A 22,256-nucleotide genomic window follows, 5' to 3' on the forward strand; every position below is an offset into this window, starting at 1 on the left:
AGTGGATCCCTGCTGCAATACAGCTCATCCACATGAACGTTCGAAACGTGCACTACCCGACCAGAACAACCCTTGAGCCTCTAACACGATCCTTGAATCACAAACGGATCTCGACTCGAGGTCACTATAAAGACCTGACCCGGGCACACGCACCGACAGTCCATCTTACGTTTAGACGGCGTTACAAGCAAATAGGCGCTTGCGTGCGTGGCGCAATTGCTCTTGTTTGTTTGCTAGCCGCTCTTAGCAAGACGGATGTGTCCCGTGTATTAGCCGCGCTTAATCTGATCCGCGGAAACACCGACACCCAGCATCGTGACTTCTGTCTCCTTTTGCTTTGGCGTGTTGTTCGCGGTATCACTCGAGCTCACACGGGCACCGGAGTTCACACGCGCTTCGACAGCTGAGGTGGTGCTAGAGCCTTGTGCCGAACCGGCAGCACGTCGACGACGCCGGCCGCCAGCGCGCGCTTGCGTCGAGTCTGTATCGCTACCCGAAGCCTTCTGGGCAAGCTGAGTAGTCGCTGCCGCTTTCTGTTCGGCAGCTTCAGAGCGTTTCGCCGATTTCGACGCCGGCTTAGCTTCAGCTTCCGATTTCTCGTTGCTGCACCCGTTGTTTTCGCTGCGCACGTTGTGCTCGGCGTGCTCGCTATTTTCGGTGCGCTCGTGTTGCTCGCTACGCTGGCGTCCGCGTCCTCCACGGCCACGGCGTCCGCGGCGGCGCCGGCGGCTGCGCCCCTCGCTCGAGGTCTCTGAGGCACGTTTCCCGTCTCGATCGTTCGCATCGGGATTGTGTTTCTGCTCCGCGTGGTCTGTTTCAGTCACCGACTGGGTTGCTTCAGCACCGTCGGATTCCTTGAGCGCCGTCTCGCCTCCAGCGTCGTCACCGTGTTGGGAAGCCGCCGCAATTTTGGTCAAAGCTTCGCGCGTGGCGGCAGCACGTTTCTCGCGTTCACGCTCCTGCTCAGCAGACTCTTCGCTGTTGCCGTTGCCTGAATTTTCGTGCCCCTTATCTTCGTGCTGTTGACGCTGGGCTTCACGCTCTGCTTGGCGGGCCTTGCGGCGTTCCGAACGTGTTGGGCGGTCATTCGGGCGGTGCACGTGCTGTTGGCGTCCGCCACCGATGAGTGGCTCGTCGTGAATCAGGATGCCGCGGCCGGAGCAGGCCTCACACGAGGTCGAGAACACTTCAACCAGGCCGGTTCCGACGCGCTTGCGCGTCATCTGAACCAAGCCGAGGCTCGTAACCTCGGAGACTTGGTGTTTGGTGCGGTCCCGGGCGAGGCATTCGACAAGGCGACGCAACACGAGGTCGCGGTTAGCTTCTAGGACCATGTCGATGAAGTCGATCACGATGATGCCGCCGATGTCGCGCAAGCGAAGCTGGCGGACTACCTCTTCGGCGGCTTCAAGGTTGTTCTTGGTGACGGTCTCTTCAAGGTTTCCGCCGGTTCCTGTGAACTTGCCGGTGTTGACGTCGATGACCGTCATGGCTTCGGTGCGGTCGATCACCAAGGAGCCACCCGATGGCAAGTTGACCTTCCGGTCCAGTGCTTTAGCTAGGGTCTCGTTGATGCGTTTAGCGTCGAAGACGTCTTCTTCGCCTTCCCACTTGGAAAGACGATCCAGCAGGTCAGGAGCAACGTAGGTAACGTATGCCTCGATCGTGTCCCACACGTGTTCGCCTTGAACCACGAGCTCAGAGAAGTCCTCGTTGAACACGTCGCGAACGGTCTTGATGGTCAGATCAGGTTCTGCATACAGCAGTTCTGGTGCGCGGGTCTTCGTCGAGTTGGCAGCCTTTTCGATCGCTTCCCATTGAACGCGCAGCCGGTTGATGTCGTTCATGAGTTCCTGCTCGGAGGCGCCTTCGGCAGCCGTGCGAACGATGACGCCGGCCTCGTCCGGGGTGTGCTCACGCAGGATTTTCTTCAGACGCGTGCGCTCGACTTCAGGGAGTTTGCGGGAAATCCCAGTCATCGATCCGCCCGGAACATAAACCAGGTAGCGGCCAGGCAGGGAAATCTGGCTCGTCAGGCGTGCACCCTTGTGCCCTACCGGATCCTTAGTGACCTGAACCAGGACGGAGTCGCCGGATTTGAGTGCGTTCTCGATTCGCTTTGCCTGGCCATCCAGCTGGGCGGCATCCCAATTGACTTCGCCCGCATAAAGCACAGCGTTGCGTCCCCGACCAATATCGACGAAGGCCGCTTCCATGGAAGGCAACACGTTTTGCACACGTCCAAGGTAGACGTTGCCAATCAGAGAATCTTGGGTTGTGTGGGAGACGAAGTGCTCAACCAGGATGTCGTCTTCGAGCACACCGATCTGGATCCGGTCCTCGTCTTCACGCACGACCATCTTGCGGTCCATAGATTCACGGCGTGCGAGGAACTCGGCTTCTGAGATGCCGTGACGGCGACGGCCCATATCGCGTGATTCGCGGCGACGTTGACGCTTTGCTTCCAGCCGGGTTGAGCCGCGCACGGCCGTGACCTTGTCGGGTGCTTTATCCACGGAGGAACGTGGAGCCCTCACGCGAGTGACTGTGCCTGGCGGGTCGTCGTGGCTTCCGCCTTCGATCTCCATGTCCTCAGTTCCCCTGCGGCGGCGACGGCGACGACGCGAGGTCGTTGTCTGCTCCGGCTCATGATTGTCATGGTTACGGGAACCTTTGGGCGCGGATTCGTTCTCTGCGTTCACAAGGTCATCTGTGCTCAGCAGGTCACCGAGCGGCACGTCTGGAATAGCGAACGGATCGTACGTGACGTTAGCTGCCTGTTCAGCCGTCGCGGTGTTTTCTGCCGATGTCGCGTTCTCAGCAGAGGCTGTATGTTCAGCAGATTCTTGTGTCTCTGCTTCTTTATTCTTCGCCATAGGTGGCTACTCCCAGCGGGTCTCCTGCCACAGCCAGGGGCCTCGTACTCGTCATCAGATCTAAGCCGTAGAGTGCGTGTACGCAACGGCTTGATCCGGAAGTCATTGTCCGGCTCGGCCTCTCACACCGAAGCACCCACCGTTTCGGTGTTCCCTCGCGCCCATTCGGGCTTCAATAGCGCACGGTCTCATCCGCTTCGATCATCCTTGAGGATGATTCCAGCCGCGTCATGGTGCGGCGGTGAGGGCGATCTCGCGCCCCGGTAACTCATGAGATGCTCATGCGATATTCATGCGGGTTTCCTGGCAACGAGGCTACGGCGCGCGTGCAGCAGCAAGCACATAGCCGCGTTCAGAACGCCCGCTTAAGATCGAAGGATCTGACTGCGGTGTCCCTCCGCCCAGGGAAACCCACCAAAACACGTATTATCGAAAAGGAAACACACAATCGGTGAGTAGAGCGCCCCGGCCTGTGGATCCGGAAGGCTCTGACACTGATTGTCTCACATCACCATAGATTGTTCTCGCTACCACTAGATGCTGATAAGGAATTCGCTTCAATGAACTCGTTAGCTTCAACAAATCATCAGGGTTCCGGTGAGAATCTGGCGGCTGATCGTTCCGGGCGTGTCCACGAGCTTCCATGGTGGGCAAGCACCCGCGGGTTCGGGTGGGTTGTGCTCGTGTGCGGTGTTGGTTCGCTTTATGGTGCTGTGGAGCTCACGCTTGAGCGGATCCAGCTCTACATCAACCCGAATCACATTGCTGCCTGCGATGTGGGTGGCGCGTTCTCGTGTAGCACGGTCATGAAGTCCGCGCAGGCATCCGTTCTCGGGCCGCCGAATCCTTTTATTGGCCTGGTCGGCTTCACTGTCTTGATCGTGGTCGGGGTTGTGCTGGCCACAGGTACGCGTTTGCCGCGCTGGTTCATGAACGCCCACTTGCTGGGGACTGCCGCCGCTACCGGTTTTTTGGTGTGGCTCTACACCCAGGCGGTCTACGAGATCGGTTCGCTGTGCCTCTACTGCATGGTGTGCTGGTTCTTCATGGGTCTTCTGTTGCCGGTCCATGTGGCGAGGAATATCCTCACCAATGATCTTCCTGCACCGAAGGTGTTGCGCGGGTGGGCCCAACACGGCGCCTGGCTGACCTCGTTCATTGTCCTGGTTGCCTGTGCTGGGTCCATCATGGTGGTCTTCTCGAAGCAGCTTTTCGGCTAGCCCGCGCACAGACACCTCAGTGCCTAACCGCACAGACCTGAATTCATAACCGTGTAGGCCTCCATACATGACGATGGCGTGGTCACCTTTAGTAGGTGACCACGCCATCGCTATGTCAAGGCGTTCCTGGAAACCGGTGGCGGCTTAGGCGTCAGCGAACCACAGACCCAGCTCGCGTTCTGCAGAGGCGGTCGAATCGGAACCGTGTACGAGGTTCTTCTGGACTCGTTCGCCCCAGTCGCGGCCGAGGTCGCCGCGGATCGTGCCTGGAGCTGCCTCGGTAGGGTCGGTCGCGCCAGCAAGCGAACGGAAGCCTTCGATGACACGGTTGCCTTCAACCTGCATCGCGAAAACCGGGCCCGAAGACATGAACTCGAGCAACGGCTCATAAAACGGCTTACCCTCGTGCTCTTCGTAGTGCTTCGCGAGCAGCTCACGGGACGGGGTCTCGAGCTTGGCCTTAGTGATGACGTAGCCCTTAGCTTCGATGCGAGCCATAATCTGGCCCGTCAAGCCACGTTCAACGCCGTCTGGCTTAACCAATACAAGAGTGGATTCCATGAAAATGAGTCCTTAGAACTTTCGGAGATGTTTGAGGAACTTCTGCTCTTCAGCGTATATGAGGCTACCTGGCAGACCTAAGCGTCACCTTCGAGACCGAGCGCCCTCTTGGTAGCTAGGCCTCTCCGTGCTGAGCTTCCCATTCGGCTTGCTCCCGGGCCCGCTGGACGTTCTCCCGGTCCATCTGTTTGCCTTTGATAATCCCGTAGGCCCAGATACATCCGAAAAGCCCTCCAACAAAGTACATCATCGGCTCCAAGATCCCGAGCGCGATCATCACGACTTGCAAGCTCCACCCCAGTGCGATGCCCCACGGGTAACGCAAGAAAGCGCATGTGAGGATCATCACCACACCGATCACTACACACGTGAGCAGATACGGCAGTCCGCCGCCTTCCATCAGGCCGTGCTTACCGAAAAGTGCGAGGCCTGCGAAAACCACTACGAGGGCTTCAAGCGTCAAGGTTGAGGAACCAAACATGACAGCGATCGACCGCTGCTGCTTGCGCTGACCCGGCCGCCAAGCAAGCTGCTTCTTCGTATAGCGTTTCTGGGCCACCTATACCTCCTTCGTCGGGTTCAGTAAGGCACGCGCCTGACCAATCAGTGTGATCGAGCCGGTCACTAGAACTCCGCCGCCCATGTCCTCGGCCTCATCTGCCTTCGCGGCAGCCCAATCCAGCGCGTCCGGGACCGACTCCGTGATGAAAATATCCTCTTCATCGAAGCCGGCGTCCACAGCCAGCGCGGCAAGATCCCCAGCCGGGATCGAGCGCGGTGAATCCGACTGCGTGATAGCGACGTCACGCACCAGCTCACCGAGCTCTTCACGCCAACGAATCAGCATCCCTAAGGCATCCTTCTCTTGCAGAATGCCCAAAACCAATACGAGACGAGAGAAACCGAAGGCTTCCTTGAGCGCTTTCGCTGTCACAATGACACCGGCGGGATTGTGCGCAGCATCCAAAATGAACGTCGGGGACGTGCGCACTGTTTCGAGCCGTCCGGGGCTCTCGGCAGCACCGAAACCTGCACGCACAACCTCGATATTGAGTGGTTTATCTCCCCCGCCGAGGAACGCCTCCACAGCAGCTAAAGCGACCGCGGCGTTCTGCGCTTGATGCTCACCGTGCAAAGCCAACGCGATATCGGTATAACGCTCGGCGAGCCCCTGGATGGTCAGCAGTTGGCCACCTACAGCCAGCTGACGTTCGGTAGTACCGAACTCAACACCTTCGAAACGCCACTGTGCGCCCTTCTCTTTGGCGGCATCGAGCAGAACTTGCGCGGCCTCCGGATCCTGAACGGACGAAACCAGGATCGCGTCCTGCTTGATGATGCCTGCCTTCTCAGAAGCGATGTCGTGGAGGGTATCGCCAAGAAGGTCCGTATGGTCAAGGTCGATCGGCGTGACCACGGCAACCTGACCATCGGCGATGTTGGTGGCGTCCCAGGCCCCGCCCAAACCGACTTCAAGCACAACAACTTCAACTGGTTCATCAGCGAAGACAGCGAAGGCGAGGATCGTGACCGCCTCGAAGAACGTGATCGGGTTCTCCCCTTGCTCACGCAGTTCGGCGTCCACTATCTCAAGGTAGGGCTGGATCTCATCCCATATCCGAACCAGTGTGGTGTCAGCGACCGGATGCCCGTCTATCACGATCCGCTCGGTGACGCTCACCAAGTGCGGGCTTGTGAAACGGCCCGTGCGTATGTCATGAGCAAGCAGGAGCGACTCAATCATGCGGGCGGTCGAGGTCTTCCCGTTCGTTCCGGTGATGTGGATGACCGGGGCCGCCTTCTGCGGATCCCCCAGAACATCCATGGCCCGCCGCATCGCGTTCATGCGGGGTTCTATCTTGTTCTCCGGGGCACGCGCAAGCAACTGCGCGTACACCCGAGCCACACCTTCCGGGTCTTTCAGATCCGGTGCGTTGTGTTCAGACACGAAACGTTCAGCCTTCCTGCCCGGCACCATCAGCGGCATCTGCCGCCTCGACCGTAGCGCTCGGCGATTCAACATCCGCGGCTTCAGTTGCGAGCTCGACAGCAAGGGTCTCCCCCGCAACCAGTTCACGATGCGCTTCAACCGCATCGACTACCGCCTGCTCAGCACGGACAACGACCTTGGCGCGTTGGCCCACGCTCAAACCGGAATCGCGGCGCGCGGCCTGGATCACACGGATCACGTCGCGGGCAACACCTTCGGCTTCCAGCTCCGGGGTCACGTGAGTGTCCAGAACCACAAAGCCACCCGAAGGCAGAACCGCTGCCGCACGAGCGCCAGCCGAGGCCTCATCGACAACCGTGGTGAGTGTGTACTCACCCTCATGCAGTTCAAGCCCGCCAGCGGTCACCGTGCCGTCCTCGGCAACAGACCAGTCACCTGTCTTCGACGCTTTGATCGCTTGCTGAACCTGCTTACCCAAACGCGGGCCGGCGGCGCGAGCGTTCACCACCAGCGTGCGGGTGATGCCGTAGGCGGCCTCGTCGACCTCAGCGGCATCAGCTAGGCGAACCTCCTTGAGGTTCAGCTCATCAGCGATGATGTCAGCGAACGTACCCTGCAACTGTGCCGCGCCATCGACCACAACATCCATCGCGGCTAGCGGCAAACGAACACGCAACTGGTGAGCCTTACGCAAGCTAGAACCCTGAGAAGTGATCGAACGCGTCAGGTTCATGAGCTCAACCAGCTGCGGATCCTGCGGGAACTTATCCGCATCCGGGTAGTCCGTCAAATGCACCGAACGGCCACCCGTCAGGCCACGCCACATCTCCTCAGTAGCCAGCGGCAACAGCGGAGCAGCAACACGGCACACCGTCTCCAAAACGGTGTACAGAACATCCATCGCCTCCGTGTCTTCCTCGAAGAAACGGTGACGAGAGCGGCGCACATACCAGTTGGTCAGCAAATCGGTGAAGCGACGCAGAGCCTCGGTAGCGCCTGCAACCTCGTAGCGATCCATCGAAGCGCGAACATCGCGAACCAATTCGCCGGTAGCAGCGAGCAAGAACCGATCCAACGGATCCTTCGCGTCGTAACGTTCTTGAGCCTCATAGCCCTTGCCACCGAACGAGGAGTTTGCGTACAGGGTGAAGAAATACCACGTGCTCCACAACGGCAGAAGAACCTGGCGGACGCCCTCACGGATGCCTTCCTCGGTGACGATCAAGTTACCGCCACGCAAGATAGGCGAAGACATTAAGAACCAGCGCATCGCGTCAGAACCATCGCGGTCCAGAACCTCGTTGACGTCCGGATAGTTCTGCAGCGACTTCGACATCTTCTGACCATCCGAGCCCAACACGATACCGTGAGAGATCACGTTCGTGAACGCCGGGCGACCGAACAGCGCGGTCGCAAGGATATGCATCGTGTAGAACCAGCCACGGGTCTGGCCGATGTATTCAACAATGAAGTCCGCCGGGTTGTGGGTATCGAACCACTCTTCGTTGCTGAACGGGTAATGCACCTGAGCGTAGGGCATCGAACCGGAATCGAACCACACATCCAAAACGTCCTCGACGCGACGCATCACGCCCTGGCAGCCATCGCCACAGCATTCAGCGCCACACTCGACGGTGAGTTCGTCAATGAATGGGCGGTGCAGGTCTACCTCGCCCTCATGGTTGCGTGGCAGACGACCGAAGCGTTCCTCAAGTTCAGCAAGCGAACCGAAAACCTCGATGTGTTCGCACTCGCCGCAGTCACACTTCCACACCGGGATCGGGGAACCCCAGAAACGGTTGCGGGAAATCGACCAGTCACGCGCATTTTCAAGCCACTTACCGAACTGGCCATCCTTGACGTTGGAAGGGATCCAGTTGATCTGCTGGTTCAGATCCAGCATGTCCTGCTTGAACTCGGTGACCTTGACATACCACGACGTGATCGCGCGGTAGATCAGCGGTGTGCGGCAACGCCAGCAGTGTGGATAGGAGTGGTTGTAGGTCGCTTGCCGCATGAGGCGAGCGTTGGCCTTGAGGCTCGCGATGATCGCCGGGTTCGCATCGAAAACCTGGACGCCTGCGATCTCCTCGAGCTCGGTGCCTTTGAAGAACGGCAAGAAACGGCCGCCCTCATCCACCGACAAGATCACAGGAATCCCGTTGGCTTCACACACCCGCTGGTCATCCTCACCATATGCGGGGGCTTGGTGAACAACGCCGGTACCGTCCGTAGTCGTGACATAGTCATCTACCAGGATCCGGTAGGCATTGGATGTATCGAACTTCTCGTTATCAGCCAGAACCTGCCACAGCGGCTCATAATGCAATCCCGCCAGCTGCTCGCCGGAGTATGTGGCGACCACCGCATCGTGCGCTGCATCAGCATCCGCGTAGCCGAGGTCTTTAGCGTGAGCCGCGATCAGATCCTTCGCCAGCAGGTAGCGAGCGCCCGCGGCGACCGTGTTGGTCTTAGGCTGCTCCGGCCCGGCGGGAAGCACTGCGTACTCGATCTGTGGGCCCACTACCAGCGAGAGGTTGGTCGGCAGAGTCCACGGGGTCGTGGTCCAGGCGAGCACGGCGACACCGGTCAGTTCATCTGCCAGCGGGTTATCGCCTTCAGCGGTGATGGGGAACGTGACCGTGACCGTTGGATCCTGTCGATCCTTGTACACGTCTTCATCCATGCGCAACTCGTGGTTGGACAGCGGGGTCTCGTCACGCCAGCAGTACGGAAGGACGCGGAAACCCTCATACGTGAGGCCCTTCTCGTGGAGCGTCTTGAACGCCCACAAGACCGACTCCATGAAGGACGGGTTCAGCGTCTTATAGTCGTTTTCGAAATCCACCCAACGCGCTTGGCGGGTCACATACGTCTGCCACTCTTCGGTGTATTTGAGCACCGACTCACGGCAGGCCGCGTTGAACTTGTCGATCCCCATCTCGAGGATCTCGTTCTTATCCGTCATGCCGAGCTGCTTCATCGCCTCAAGCTCAGCCGGCAGACCATGGGTGTCCCAACCGAAGCGACGTTCCACGCGGCGGCCACGCTGCGTCTGATACCGGGCCACGAGGTCCTTGACGTAGCCGGTCAACAGGTGGCCGTAGTGAGGCAGGCCGTTTGCGAAGGGAGGGCCGTCGTAGAAGACGAATTCGTTCTCGCCGCCCTCACGCTGATCGATCGAGGCCTGGAACGTTCCGTCCTTGTCCCAGAACTCGAGGATCCGCTCTTCGATTGACGGGAAATGCGGAGACGACGGGGTCTCACCCGACGGGTCGGTTGTGACGCGAGGATAGTGAGATTCACGAGGACTATGCATGGGTGCCTTTCCAGCTCTTAGACCTAGTACGGCCAGGTCATCGTCGTGGGAAAGGGGACGAGCCACACGATGCAACGCATCGGTGATCCGCGGTACCACCCCGATTGCTGGAGTCAAGAAAACGCCAGCCACTCGTGCTCAGCTGTAACGGGCTGTCCCGTCCGGTTCTACTCACCCACCATGTTGATAGTGGGTTTTCTTCCGGAAGGCTCACCGGTGATTGCCGGGTCAGTGCCTCAATTGTCTGTCAATGATTTTAGCTGAATTGGCGGCAAAAGCCATCACAGCCGCGAGCTACTTCTGGCCGAGTGTGCCGCGAATCACTTTGTGCTGCGCGGCCTGCGCTACAGGCCGGATAACAACCTCGTCGATATTCACGTGATGCGGAGCGTTGACCGCGAAGGAAACAACCGAAGCCACATCCTCCGCGGTAAGTGGATTCTCGACACCCTCATATACGGCGTCTGCCCGCTGTTGGTCGCCGCCGAAACGCCGCAGTGAAAACTCCTCGGTCGCAACCATCCCAGGCAGAACCTCGATGACACGCACGTTATTCTCTGCCTCCTCAAGCCGCAGAACCTGGGTCAACGCGCGCTCTGCCGACTTCGCCGCGTTATAGCCAGCCCCGCCTTCGTACGAGACGATTCCAGCGGTCGAGGTGAGGTTCAGAACCGTACCGCCGCCATCAACCGCACGCAGATGCGAAAGCAAAGCCTTCGTGAGCTTGAGCGTACCGATCACGTTGTTGTTATACATCCACTGCCAGTGCTCAAGGTCAGCTTCAGCTACCGGTTCCTGGCCGCGTGCGCCACCGGCGATGTTGATGAGGGTGTCCGCTCCCGCATCGACCGCTGCGGCCACAATACGGTCAACTTCAACATCCGAGGTGATGTCAGCAGCTACCACACGGCATCCGGTCTCTGCCGCCAGGGCCTCCAGCTTCTCAGCCCGACGGGCAACTGCAATCACTTCCCAGCCAGCCTGACGCAAAGCAACCACTGTCGCGCGACCAATACCGGCCGAGGCACCCGTGACGACAGCACAATGGGAACCAGCCGAGGCAAGGGGCAAGGATGAAGAACTGCTCGCTGCGGAAATACTCGATGCGGGAATATCAGAAGCCATGGCATCAACTGTACGTCGTGACGCAAACCCCACTACACCCTTGCCGTAATCCCCCTACATACATGGGAGAATGGCCGCATGTCTGAGAATCCTCAGGGCACAGACACGCCCACTGAAATCAATGTTCCCGACCGTCCAGGCCTTGAAGGCCTCGAAGAGAAACTCAATCAGCGTTGGGCCGAAGAAGGCACCTACAGCTTCAACGAGGACACCACCCGCGCTGATGTCTACTCGATCGACACGCCACCGCCTACGGCCTCTGGTTCCCTCCACGTAGGACACGTGTTCTCCTACACGCAGACCGACGTACTGGCCCGCTACCAGCGCATGAACGGCAAGAACGTCTTCTACCCCATGGGCTGGGACGATAACGGCCTGCCAACGGAGCGCCGCGTACAGAACTATTACGGTGTGCGTTGCGATCCGGCAGTCCCCTATGACCCTGACTATCAGCCGCCAGCTCAGCCTGCGAAGAACCAGCGTGACTGGGACGCGATCTCGCGTCACAACTTCATCGACCTGTGCCTGAAGCTGTCCGAAGAAGACGAGAAAGTCTTTGAGGACCTCTTCACCCGGCTCGGCCTCTCGGTCGACTGGAACATCACCTACCGCACGATCGATGAGCACTCCCGCGCCACCAGCCAGCGTGCCTTCCTGCGTGATCTTGCCGCAGGCAACGCCTACATGGCCGAGGCCCCAACGATGTGGGACGTGACCTTCCGCACCGCTGTAGCCCAGGCGGAGCTTGAGGACCGCGAGGTGGACGGCGCACAGCACCGCTTCAACTTCACTGCGGCAGATGGCCGCGGCATCGAAATCATGACGACGCGCCCTGAGCTTTTGCCTGCGTGCGTCGCGTTGGTGGCTCACCCGGATGATGAACGCTATCAAGACCTATTCGGTTCCACCGTTACTTCGCCGCTATTCGGTGTTGAGGTTGAGGTGCATCCGCATCCGCTTGCCAAGCCTGATAAGGGTACTGGTATCGCGATGATCTGTACGTTCGGTGACGCTACCGACGTGACCTGGTGGCGTGAACTCAACCTCCCGACCCGCTCTATTGTGGGCCGTGATGGCCGCCTCATGCGCGAAACCCCAGAGTGGATCACTACCGATGCCGGGCGTGCAGCCTACGAGCAGATGGCTGGGAAGACGATCTTCTCCGCTAAAGAGTCCGTGGTGAACCAGTTGCGCGAGGCTGAGCTGTTGCTCGCGGAGCCGACCAAGATCAAGCATGCCGTGAACTTCTTTGAGAAGGGCGAACGCCCGCTCGAGATCGTGACCTCCCGCCAGTGGTACATCCGCAACGGTGGCCGCGATGCCGAGCGCCGTGACGAACTCATTGAGCGCGGGCGTGAACTCGAATGGCACCCCGGCCACATGCGTTCCCGGTACGAGAACTGGGTTGAGGGCCTCAACGGTGACTGGCTTGTTTCTCGCCAGCGTTTCTTCGGCGTGCCGTTCCCCATCTGGTACCCGATCACTCAGGACGGCGAACCGGACTACGAGAACCCGATCATCCCGGATGAGCAGCAGCTTCCTGTTGATCCGCTCGAAGACGTCCCTGCTGGATACACGGCAGAGCAGCGCGATCAGCCGGGCGGGTTCATGGGGGATCCTGACGTGCTCGACACGTGGGCTACCTCGTCCTTGACCCCGCAGATCGTTGGGAACTGGGGTGTGGACGAGAAGCGTTTCCATAATGTCTTCCCGTTCGATCTGCGCCCGCAGGGCCACGACATCATCCGTACCTGGCTGTTCTCCACGGTGGTCCGATCCAACTCGCTCGAAGGTGTTGCGCCGTGGAAGAACGCGGCACTGTCGGGTTGGATCCTGGACCCGGACCGCAAGAAGATGTCCAAGTCCAAGGGCAATGTGGTTGTTCCAACCGAGATCCTGGACCAGTTCGGCTCCGATGCAGTTCGCTACTGGGCCGCCTCGGCCCGCTTGGGTGCGGACACCGCGTATGAGGTCGGTCAGATGAAGATCGGCCGTCGCCTTGCGATCAAGCTGCTCAACGCATCGAAGTTCGCTTTGAACTTGGGCGCTGACGAATCGCAGATCCTGCACGGCTCCGCTGATGTTGTCACGAACCCGTTGGACCGCTCGCTCTTGGTCCGCCTCGCTGAGGTGATTGAGAAAGCCACCGCGGCGTTTGAGGCTTATGAGTATGCGCGCGCGCTCGATCTCACGGAGTCCTTCTTCTGGGACTTCACCGACGACTATGTTGAGCTCATTAAGGACCGCGCATACGGCGGCCGTTCGGAGGCTGAGACCGCGTCCGTCCGCGCTACTCTCGCCACAACCCTGGATGCGTTGCTTCGCCTGCTGGCACCGTTCCAGCCGTTCGCTACTGAGGAAGTGTGGTCCTGGTGGCGTGCTGGTTCTGTGCACCGTGCGGCCTGGCCGAAGGCTGAGGAGATCCGCGCTGGCCTTGCAGATGCCGATGCCGAGATTCTGCCGAGCGTTGGTCAAGCCCTCATTGGCTTGCGTAAGGCTAAGTCCGATGCGAAGGTCAAGCAGCGCACGCGTGTTCTTTCCGGAACGATCACGGGTCCGGATGCCATAATCGAACGGGTGCGTGCAGCGCTCGAAGATCTCTCGGCTGCTACAGCAGCGGATTCGCTCGAGCTTGTTGTTGGCGGCACCGAACTGGTTGTCTCCGACGTCGAGCTAGAACAGGCCGAGGAAGCATAACCTAACGGATAGCGAACATGAAGGTCCCTGTCACGCGACTATGCGCGTGACAGGGACCTTCATGTTTGGAAGACTCGCGTTACTCAGCAGTCCTCTCCTGAGAGGGCAATACTGCGTCTATGCAGACTTGCGTTCTTCGATGCCCGGATGCAGAACCAACTGAGGTTCTTTACCGTCAGTGATGACGTCTTCAGTCACGATGACTTCGGCGACATCGCTACGGCCCGGAACATCGAACATGATCGAGCCAAGCGATTCTTCGAGGATCGAACGCAGGCCACGGGCACCCGTTCCGCGTTCCAAAGCCATATCGGCGATCGCACCGAGCGCACCCTCCTCGAAGGTCAGGCGCACGCCGTCGAACATGAACATCTTCTGGTACTGCTTGATCAAAGCGTTCTTAGGTTCGGTGAGGATCGAGATCAACGCATCACGGTCAAGGTTCTCTACCGCGGTGATCACGGGGAGGCGACCAATGAACTCTGGAATCAAACCGAACTTGAGGAGGTCTTCTGGCTGAACGTCGGCATAGGAAACCTCGTCAGCCTTCAGCGTAGTCAGCGGAGCGCCAAAGCCGATCCCCTTGCGGCCAGCTCGGGCGGCGATGATGTCGTCGAGACCCGCGAACGCGCCAGCCACGATGAACAGAACGTTGGTCGTATCGATCTGCAAGAAGTCCTGGTGCGGATGTTTCCGTCCACCCTGGGGCGGGACGGAAGCGACCGTGCCTTCCAGGATCTTCAGCAGAGCCTGCTGAACGCCCTCACCCGATACGTCGCGGGTGATCGATGGGTTCTCAGACTTACGTGAGATCTTGTCGATCTCGTCAATGTAGATGATGCCGTGCTGGGCACGTTCAACATCGAAGTCAGCTGCTTGGAGAAGCTTCAGGAGGATGTTCTCAACGTCTTCACCAACATAGCCGGCTTCGGTCAGGCTCGTGGCATCAGCAACAGCGAAAGGAACGTTGAGGCGACGCGCTAAGGTCTGGGCGAGATAGGTTTTACCTGAACCGGTTGGCCCAACGAGCATGATGTTGGACTTCGCTACCTCAACCTCGTCAAAGTCCTTGAGCGATTCGCTACCTGCCGAACCGTTGCCGTTAATGCGCTTGTAGTGGTTATAGACCGCAACAGACAAGGCACGCTTGGCGGCTTCCTGCCCTACAACGAACTTCTCGAGGTGCTCGTAAATCTCTTGCGGGCGAGGCAACTCCATCTCTTGGGTTTCCTCAACCTCTACGCTTTCCTCTTCAATGATCTCGTTGCATACCTCGATGCAGTCATTGCAGATGTAAACCCCTGGGCCCGCGATGAGACGGCGAACCTGCTTCTGGCTCTTCCCACAGAAAGAGCATTTCAACAGATCCGTAGCTTCGCTCACGAGAACTCCTTAGAACTTTTCTGCGCAGGCAACTCGCCTGCGCTCTGACTAGCTTCCACTCTAGGCCAGGGGTCTGACACTTATGCATAGATAAGGCGCGTGTTCACCCTTCGACTCCCCTATTCTATGAGGAAGCTGAGGCAAACACGCGCCTTATCTGTGCGCGCGCCTTCTTCGATTGAGTCACACTCATTAACTGTGTGCGCTGAGGTGCGTCACGCGAAGCGTTGCGCTTATGAGCGGGTCATCTTACGCGAGGTGACAACCTCATCGATCAGGCCGTACTCCTTCGCGCCTGCCGCGGTCATGAACAGGTCACGTTCGATGTCTTTGTCGACCTGTTCGGAGGTCTGATTCGACAGTTCCGCGAGCGTGTCTGCAAGCCACTGACGCATACGCAGGACCTCATCGGCCTGGATCTGCAGGTCGGTCGCCGTGCCGCGCTCTCCCCCGCCCATCGCAGGCTGGTGGATCAGTACGCGAGCGTTCGGCAATGCCAGGCGCTTGCCCGGGGTACCTGCAGCGAGAAGTACTGCGGCAGCTGATGCGGCCTGGCCGAGGCATACCGTCTGAATTTCGGGACGGATGAACTGCATCGTGTCATAAATCGCAGTCATCGCGGTGAATGAGCCACCCGGCGAGTTGATGTACATCGTGATGTCGCGTTCCGGGTCCATCGATTCAAGGACCAACAGCTGCGCCATCACATCGTCAGCGGATGCGTCATCGACCTGTGCGCCGAGGAACACGATGCGATCTTCGAACAGTTTGGCGTAAGGGTCTTGACGCTTGAAGCCGTACGGGGTGCGTTCCTCGAACTGTGGGAGGATGTAGCGGTTTTCAGGAAGGTTGCCCGCCGCCGCAGAGAAGTTCTGTGGATCAAAGTTCATGAGTTCTCCTTAGAAGACGTTGGGCTTAGTTCTGGACGCCGCCGGTGCCAGTCACGGAGGATGCGTTCACGGCGATGTGGTCGAAGAAGCCGTATTCCTTGCCTTCTTCTGCTGTGAACCAGGAGTCGCGCTCGTTATCTTTGAGGATCCTCTCAAGTGGCTGGCCGGTCTGTTCCGCGGTCAGTTCGCTCATGACTTTCTTCATGTGCAGGATCAGCTGAGCCTGAATACGAATGTCAGATGCGGTGCCTCCGATGCCGCCGGATGGCTGGTGCATCAGGATGCGGGCATTCGGGGTCGCATAGCGCTTGCCCTTGGTTCCGGAGGACAGCAGGAACTGGCCCATCGATGCTGCGAGGCCGGTAGCGACGGTCACGACGTCGTTCGGGATGAACTTCATCGTGTCGTAGATGGCCATGCCCGCGGTGATCGAGCCACCTGGTGAGTTGATGTAGAGGTAGATGTCCGCTTCCGGGTCTTCCGCGGAGAGTAGTAGCAACTGGGAGCAGATCGTGTTGGCGATCTTGTCTTCTACCTGGCTACCCAACCAGATGATGCGTTCCTTCAGCAGGCGCTTGTAAATGTAGTCTTCCTGCATTGCCGGGTCTACGGAGGACATGCTCGGTGTCTCTTCAGAGCTCGTCATACTTCTCCCTCTCTGTGAGGTCCTCAGAGGTAAACCCATAGCGGGTCTACGTGAATTGCTTGCTAACGACATTACCTAGGGGGCCGTTGCTTATCAGGGGGAAAACAGGGTGTTTCGCTTACGGCGTGAGCTCACTCGCTAGGAGCGGACAACCCAGGCACCGGGTCCACGACTCAGCGATCGCGCGGATCGCTGACGACAACGCGGATGCCTCACAGACAACTCCGTGCCTTTAACGTGGATGTGGCCCCGCTAGATGATCTAGCGGGGCCACACGGGGTTCTGCACGAGGATTTAGTTCTCCTCGGTTGCTTCCTCAGTCTCCTGTTCACCTTCTGGGGTGACGAACGGGGTCAGGTCGACGTCCTTGCCGTCGGTGTCCGTGACCTTCGCTGACTCGAGGACCTTAGCGAGGGCCTTACGGCGGCGAACCTCGCCTACAACTGCCTCGATCTGGCCGCCCTGGCCGAGCATCTGCATGAACTGCTGTGGGTCCATGCCGTACTGCTGGGAGGTCTGGAAGATGTATTCGAGCAATTCGTTCTGCTCGACGCCGATCTCTTCTTCCTCAGCGATCTTGTCGAGGACTACCTCGGCGCGGAAAGCCTTCTCGGTGTTCTGGCGAACTTCCTTACGGTGCTCTTCGGTGTCGTGGTCATCATCTTGGTTAGCCGAGTTGAAGTGCGCTTCAACCTGCTCCTCGATGACGCTCTCTGGTAGCGCGACCTCGACCTTCTCAAGGAGCGCATCAAGTGCCTTGTCGCGAGCCTCGACGCCCTGCTGCATGACTGCGTCTTTCTCCGCACCTTCGCGCAGGGAGTCGCGGAGCTCTTCGATCGTGTCGAATTCGGAGGCCAGCTGAGCGAACTCATCATCAGCTTCCGGTAGCTCGCGCTCCTTGACAGCGGTCAGGGTGACCTTCACGGTAGCGTCCTTACCGGAGTGCTCACCGCCTGCCAGCTTGGTTTCGAATGCGGCGTCCTCGTCAGCGGACAAGCCAATCAACGCCTCGTCGATGCCTTCGAGCATGGTACCCGAGCCGATCTCGTACGAGAGGCCGGTTGCCTCATCAACGGTCTCACCGTCGATGGAAGCTGCGATATCGATCGTGGTGAAGTCGCCATCCTGAGCAGGGCGGTCCACGGTCTTGAGTGTGCCGAAGCGGCCGCGCAACTCATCGAGGGCTTTCTGCACGTCCTCGTCTTTAGCTTCGCGTGGCTCAACGGTCAGCTCAATGCCCTCGTAGTTTGGTACCTCGATCTCAGGGCGAGCATCGACAGTGATGGTGAGCGAAACGTCGGCTTCGTTGTCAGCTTCGTTGAGCGAAGGAGCCTGCTCAACCTCAACCTCCGGGCGAGCCAGTGGGACAACGCCGGTTTCAGCCAGCGCCTGCTGGTAGTAGGAGTCCAGCTGGCTGTTCAGTGCGTTCTCGACGACGTATTCGCGGCCTACGCGCTGATCGATCATCACTGCAGGAACCTTGCCGCGGCGGAAGCCAGGGACCTGGATCTGCTGGGCTACTTCCTTATACGAGGCATCCAGAGCCGGCTTGAAGTCGGCAAATGGGACCTCGATGTTCAGCTTGACCCGGGTGGGCGTCACACGCTCGAGCGAGGTTTTCACTGTGCTGATGCTCCTGACGTCTAGTCAATTATGAAAGTGATTCAAGTAAGGCCCGCCGTCCGAAGATTCGGCTGGCGGGCCTTGCAAGATATTGAAAGAGTCGGGATGACAGGATTTGAACCTGCGACTTCACGCTCCCAAAGCGCGCGCTCTACCAAGCTGAGCTACATCCCGGGATAGGCACCGATCCATCTAAGCACATCTGTGCGCCAAACTGAAATCGTACCCTATTTCCGAAAGTTCCTGAAACTATTGGCTCTAGGCTATAAAGCCTAGACTTATATGTCGTGACGCATTCACATGGCTGGTAGATCCAGCGATGCACTGCTGACCGTGGCCGGTTCAGGACCAGTGATCACTGTATACGAGGTTTTTATTTTTACGAAATCCACTGTTTGCCTCGCGAGGCGAAATTTTGGTGAACTCGTTCGCACTGTTAGAGTGGATCCGGTCGCTCTAATGAGCGTGCCATGCGGGTGTAGCTTAATGGTAAAGCCCTTGCCTTCCAAGCAAGTTACGCGAGTTCGATTCTCGTCACCCGCTCTGGAATGGACATCTAGGGTTCCCGGCACAAGTAGGGTTCCTAGGGCAAAAAGGTTCTCCCGAAACACGTGGAAGTGTTTCGGGAGAACCTTTTTCAGTACAGAACCGTTTTCAGTACAGAACTAACTTCGCTACCGGTCTAGTCCCGCATCATGCTCCGCTACATCTGGATGTCGCCGGTGGTCTCGTAAACCCCGATCTTCCCGATGCGACGTAGGTGACGTTCGTCTCCTGGGAACGGCTCGGAAATGAATGTGCGGATGAGTTCGGTTGCTTCATCTACCGTGTGCTGGCGGCCGCCTACGGCTACGACGTTGGCGTTGTTGTGTTCGCGGGCGAGCTTTGCGGTCTCTTCGTTCCAGACGAGTGCTGCGCGGATTCCTTTGACCTTGTTCGCGGCGATCTGTTCACCGTTACCTGAGCCACCCAAAACGATACCGAGTGCTTCGACACCGTTATCCCAATCTTGAGCGACGGCTACCGCAGCGTTGATGCAGAACCCTGGGTAGTCATCGAGTGGATCGTATTCTTGCGGGCCGTGGTCAATAACTTCGTGACCGTCCTCCCCCAGGACTTTGATCAGATGGTGGCTCAGTTCGAGACCCGCGTGATCTGTAGCGATGTGGATACGCACATTTCCTCCAAGGCGACGTAATCGAAACTCTCAAAGAGTATTCTAGGCAAGAAGCAAGCGCGCACGTCTGGTTAGATTGCATCCCAAGTGGGAAACTATTCAAGAAAGCCTTGACACCACTCACCTGCGCCCCCGAGAGCACCAAAAACTAGAGGAGACTACCTGTGCCTGGACTTAACCTGACCCGCGACGAAGCGATGCAACGCTCCCGTCAGTTAGTGGCTCAGTCCTCCCACATCCACCTGGATCTCACCACAGGTAGCGAAACGTTCCGGACTAAAGCAACCATCGCGTTTCGTTCCGTTCCAGGCGCGTCCTCGTTCATCGACGCAATCACAGCGCGCATCCATTCGATTACCCTCAACGGCAAAGACCTCGATCCCGCAACCCACGCGGATGAATACCGGATCCAGCTGCCGGATCTGAAATCGGAGAACCTCTTGGAGATCGACGCGGATTTCCACTACTCCTCCACCGGTGAAGGTCTGCACCGCTTTGTAGACCCAGTCGATAACGAGGTCTACCTATACACCCAGTTCGAGGTTCCGGATGCACGCCGTGTTTTCCCTACTTTTGAACAGCCGGACCTCAAGCAGGCCTTCAGCTTCACGGTCGATGCCCCGGCTCACTGGACAGTGATCTCCAATCAGCCGACCCCACAGCCGCAACCTCTACCTGCTGAGGCGACCCCAACGGAACAGGGCACGCAACCCCAAACCGACATCGCGCGTTGGGTCTTCCCAGCCACGCCACGCATTTCGTCCTACATCACAGCGCTCGTGGCAGGCCCGTACAAGGGAACCACGGACGTCTACAAGGCAGAAGATGGCCGTAGCGTGCCGCTCGGCGTCTATTCTCGCGCTTCACTTGCACAATACGTAGACGCCCAGAACCTGTTCGAAACCACTAAGGCCGGGTTCAGGTTCTTTGAAGAGCAGTTCGGGACCCCGTACCCGTTCACTAAATACGACCAGATCTTTGTTCCAGACTTCAACGCCGGCGCGATGGAGAACGCCGGTTGTGTGACGATCCTGGAAGACTACGTGTTCCGTTCCAAGGTTTCCGGCGCGTTACGTGAACGCCGCGACATCACCGTTTTGCACGAGCTCGCTCACATGTGGTTTGGCGACCTCGTCACGATGCGTTGGTGGGATGACTTGTGGCTTAACGAGTCCTTCGCCGAGTTCATGTCTCACCTCTGCGCGGTTGAATCTGGCGTGTCCCCTCACGCATGGACGACGTTCGCGGCTTCCGAGAAGACCTGGGCCTACGCTCAGGATCAGTTGCCGACCACACACCCGATTACTGCCGACATGGTGGATCTCGACGCGGTCAACGCGAACTTCGATGGCATCACCTACGCTAAGGGCGCCGCTGTGCTACGTCAGCTGGTTGCTTGGGTTGGCCAGGAAGCGTTCATGGAGGGCGTCCGGGCGTATCTCGCGGAGAACGCGTGGGGCAACGCCGAGCTTAAAGATCTGCTGCGCCACCTTGAAAAGGCTTCCGGGCGAGACTTGAGCGAGTGGTCTCAGCAGTGGCTGGAAACCTGCGGTGTCAACACTCTTAAGATCGACTATGACATCGACGAAGACGGATACCTTGCCGATCTCACCGTGACCCAGAGTGCGCCCGAGGCGCACCCGCATCTGCGTAAACAGCACATCAAGCTCGCTTTCTACACGCTTGATGCTGCACATAACCTCACACGTGATGTGAGCCTTGATGTGGATATCGAGGGTGAGAAGACCGTCATAGAGCAGGCTGGGCGGGTACCTACCCCTGACCTTGTTCTGCCTAATCACGCTGATCTGGGATTCGCGAAAATCCGCTTGGATTCAGCCTCTCTAGATACCGCTATCCGGCACGTGTCCGGGCTGCAGGAACCGCTGGATCGAGCGGTTGTGTGGTCCTCGCTGTGGGACGCTACCCGTGATGGGGAGCTCGCGGCAACAACCTTCGTCGATACCGTCCTGACCCACCTTCCTGCCGAGACTGACGCGACCCTTGCCAACCTTCTGGTGCGTCAGCTTGAGTACGCACTCAAGCACTATGTGCGCCCTTCTAAGGCCGAGACGCTGCGGCAGCGGGCCGGCAATGTTTTGTGGGGTGCAGCTCAAGAGGCTGCCCGTGGTAGCGACATGCAGTTCCAGCTCGTCAACGCTTTCGCTCGCCTCGCCAATAGCGATGTTCAGTTGGGCATTATTGAAGATCTCCGTAGCGGGGAGACTTCGCTGTCCGGTCTTGAGATCGATCAGGACCTCTCCTGGACCCTCCTGATTTCCCTCGCGACCGGTGGCCGCATCGGCGAAGCCGAGATCGATGCTGAGTACGCGAAGGATTCCTCGGCAACAGGCGCGACGAGCGCGCAAACCGCTAAAGCTGCACTGCCAAATCCTGAGGCTAAGCAGAAGGCGTGGGAAGCGATGGTCAAGGAGCAAAACCTGACGAACACTATGCAGCGAGCCACGCTCTTGGGCTTCAACCGTTGCCACGACGATCACCTCTTGGCGCCATACGCTGAGCTCTACTTCGAGAACCTCGCCGCGATGTGGGATGACGCAAGCTATGAGATGTCACAACGACTAGTGACGGGGCTCTACCCGTACTTCGCGGCCACACCGGCCACATTGCAGGCGACAACTCAGGCAATCGAGACCCTCGCCGCTGACAAGCCAGGGCTCAAGCGTCCCCTGCTTGAGGCCCGCGACGGGCTTGAACGCATCATCGCCGCCCGCAAGGCAGACGAAGCCGCACACCGGACTAAGGCCACGCACTGAAACCCCACCGA

14 protein-coding genes and 2 tRNA genes are annotated in these 22,256 nt (G+C 58.7%); 4 read left to right on the forward strand and 12 right to left on the reverse strand.

The window, feature by feature from the left end; all coding sequences use genetic code 11:
* Positions 1 to 269: 269 nt before the first annotated feature.
* Positions 270 to 2,876 carry an Rne/Rng family ribonuclease gene (locus MHJ63_RS03095; RefSeq protein ID WP_239446153.1) on the reverse strand — a complete coding sequence of 869 codons (2,607 nt, stop codon included), beginning with the start codon at positions 2,874 to 2,876 and terminating at the stop codon, positions 270 to 272.
* Between the two features lie 560 nt (positions 2,877 to 3,436).
* Between MHJ63_RS03095 and MHJ63_RS03100 the strand changes: the two genes are divergently transcribed.
* The gene (locus MHJ63_RS03100; protein WP_239446154.1) at positions 3,437 to 4,096 is read left to right on the forward strand and encodes a vitamin K epoxide reductase family protein; all 660 of its coding nucleotides are present in this window, start codon (positions 3,437 to 3,439) and stop codon (positions 4,094 to 4,096) included.
* Positions 4,097 to 4,240: 144 nt separating this feature from the next.
* On the opposite strand, the gene ndk is transcribed toward MHJ63_RS03100, so the two are convergent.
* The 5 genes from ndk to MHJ63_RS03125 form a co-directional block, all read right to left on the reverse strand.
* Complete coding sequence (gene ndk / locus MHJ63_RS03105; RefSeq protein WP_035755088.1) at positions 4,241 to 4,657, reverse strand: nucleoside-diphosphate kinase; 417 nt, start codon at positions 4,655 to 4,657, stop codon at positions 4,241 to 4,243.
* Between the two features lie 115 nt (positions 4,658 to 4,772).
* Entirely contained in the window at positions 4,773 to 5,216 is a 444-nt protein-coding gene (locus MHJ63_RS03110) for a DUF4233 domain-containing protein (RefSeq protein ID WP_035755086.1), read from the reverse strand.
* Positions 5,217 to 6,581 carry a bifunctional folylpolyglutamate synthase/dihydrofolate synthase gene (locus MHJ63_RS03115; RefSeq protein WP_275435851.1) on the reverse strand — a complete coding sequence of 455 codons (1,365 nt, stop codon included), beginning with the start codon at positions 6,579 to 6,581 and terminating at the stop codon, positions 5,217 to 5,219. It lies immediately after the preceding gene.
* Between the two features lie 31 nt (positions 6,582 to 6,612).
* The gene (gene ileS, locus MHJ63_RS03120; RefSeq protein ID WP_239446156.1) at positions 6,613 to 9,927 is read right to left on the reverse strand and encodes an isoleucine--tRNA ligase; all 3,315 of its coding nucleotides are present in this window, start codon (positions 9,925 to 9,927) and stop codon (positions 6,613 to 6,615) included.
* 294 nt (positions 9,928 to 10,221) lie between these two features.
* Positions 10,222 to 11,052 (reverse strand): SDR family oxidoreductase, encoded by an 831-nt coding sequence (locus MHJ63_RS03125; RefSeq protein WP_239446157.1) that lies wholly within the window; start codon positions 11,050 to 11,052, stop codon positions 10,222 to 10,224.
* A gap of 78 nt (positions 11,053 to 11,130) precedes the next feature.
* On the opposite strand from MHJ63_RS03125, the gene valS reads away from it, so the two are divergent.
* Complete coding sequence (gene valS, locus MHJ63_RS03130) at positions 11,131 to 13,749, forward strand: valine--tRNA ligase (protein WP_239446158.1); 2,619 nt, start codon at positions 11,131 to 11,133, stop codon at positions 13,747 to 13,749.
* A gap of 117 nt (positions 13,750 to 13,866) precedes the next feature.
* Here valS and clpX read toward each other — a convergent pair whose 3' ends face one another.
* The 5 genes from clpX to MHJ63_RS03155 form a co-directional block, all read right to left on the reverse strand.
* Positions 13,867 to 15,132, reverse strand: a complete 1,266-nt coding sequence (gene clpX, locus MHJ63_RS03135) for an ATP-dependent Clp protease ATP-binding subunit ClpX (protein ID WP_035755080.1) — start codon at positions 15,130 to 15,132, stop codon at positions 13,867 to 13,869.
* A 233-nt stretch (positions 15,133 to 15,365) separates the two neighbouring features.
* On the reverse strand, positions 15,366 to 16,022 hold the full coding sequence (locus tag MHJ63_RS03140) for an ATP-dependent Clp protease proteolytic subunit (protein ID WP_035755078.1): 657 nt from the start codon (positions 16,020 to 16,022) through the stop codon (positions 15,366 to 15,368).
* A gap of 25 nt (positions 16,023 to 16,047) precedes the next feature.
* Entirely contained in the window at positions 16,048 to 16,641 is a 594-nt protein-coding gene (locus tag MHJ63_RS03145; RefSeq protein ID WP_035755075.1) for an ATP-dependent Clp protease proteolytic subunit, read from the reverse strand.
* 321 nt (positions 16,642 to 16,962) lie between these two features.
* Entirely contained in the window at positions 16,963 to 18,291 is a 1,329-nt protein-coding gene (gene tig, locus MHJ63_RS03150; protein ID WP_035755073.1) for a trigger factor, read from the reverse strand.
* Positions 18,292 to 18,391: 100 nt separating this feature from the next.
* Positions 18,392 to 18,465: transfer RNA gene (locus MHJ63_RS03155), tRNA-Pro, on the reverse strand.
* A gap of 298 nt (positions 18,466 to 18,763) precedes the next feature.
* Here MHJ63_RS03155 and MHJ63_RS03160 point away from each other — a divergent pair.
* Positions 18,764 to 18,834: transfer RNA gene (locus MHJ63_RS03160), tRNA-Gly, on the forward strand.
* Positions 18,835 to 18,994: 160 nt separating this feature from the next.
* Here the strand turns inward: MHJ63_RS03160 and MHJ63_RS03165 are convergent.
* Positions 18,995 to 19,468, reverse strand: a complete 474-nt coding sequence (locus MHJ63_RS03165; RefSeq protein ID WP_239446159.1) for a ribose-5-phosphate isomerase — start codon at positions 19,466 to 19,468, stop codon at positions 18,995 to 18,997.
* 164 nt (positions 19,469 to 19,632) lie between these two features.
* Here MHJ63_RS03165 and pepN point away from each other — a divergent pair, with 164 nt between their 5' ends.
* Positions 19,633 to 22,245, forward strand: coding sequence for an aminopeptidase N (gene pepN, locus MHJ63_RS03170; protein ID WP_083285567.1), 2,613 nt, complete (start codon positions 19,633 to 19,635; stop codon positions 22,243 to 22,245).
* Positions 22,246 to 22,256 lie beyond the last annotated feature (11 nt).

Origin of the sequence: Pseudoglutamicibacter albus (genome assembly GCF_022346425.1) — a bacterium.
Lineage (GTDB): Bacteria > Actinomycetota > Actinomycetes > Actinomycetales > Micrococcaceae > Pseudoglutamicibacter > Pseudoglutamicibacter albus.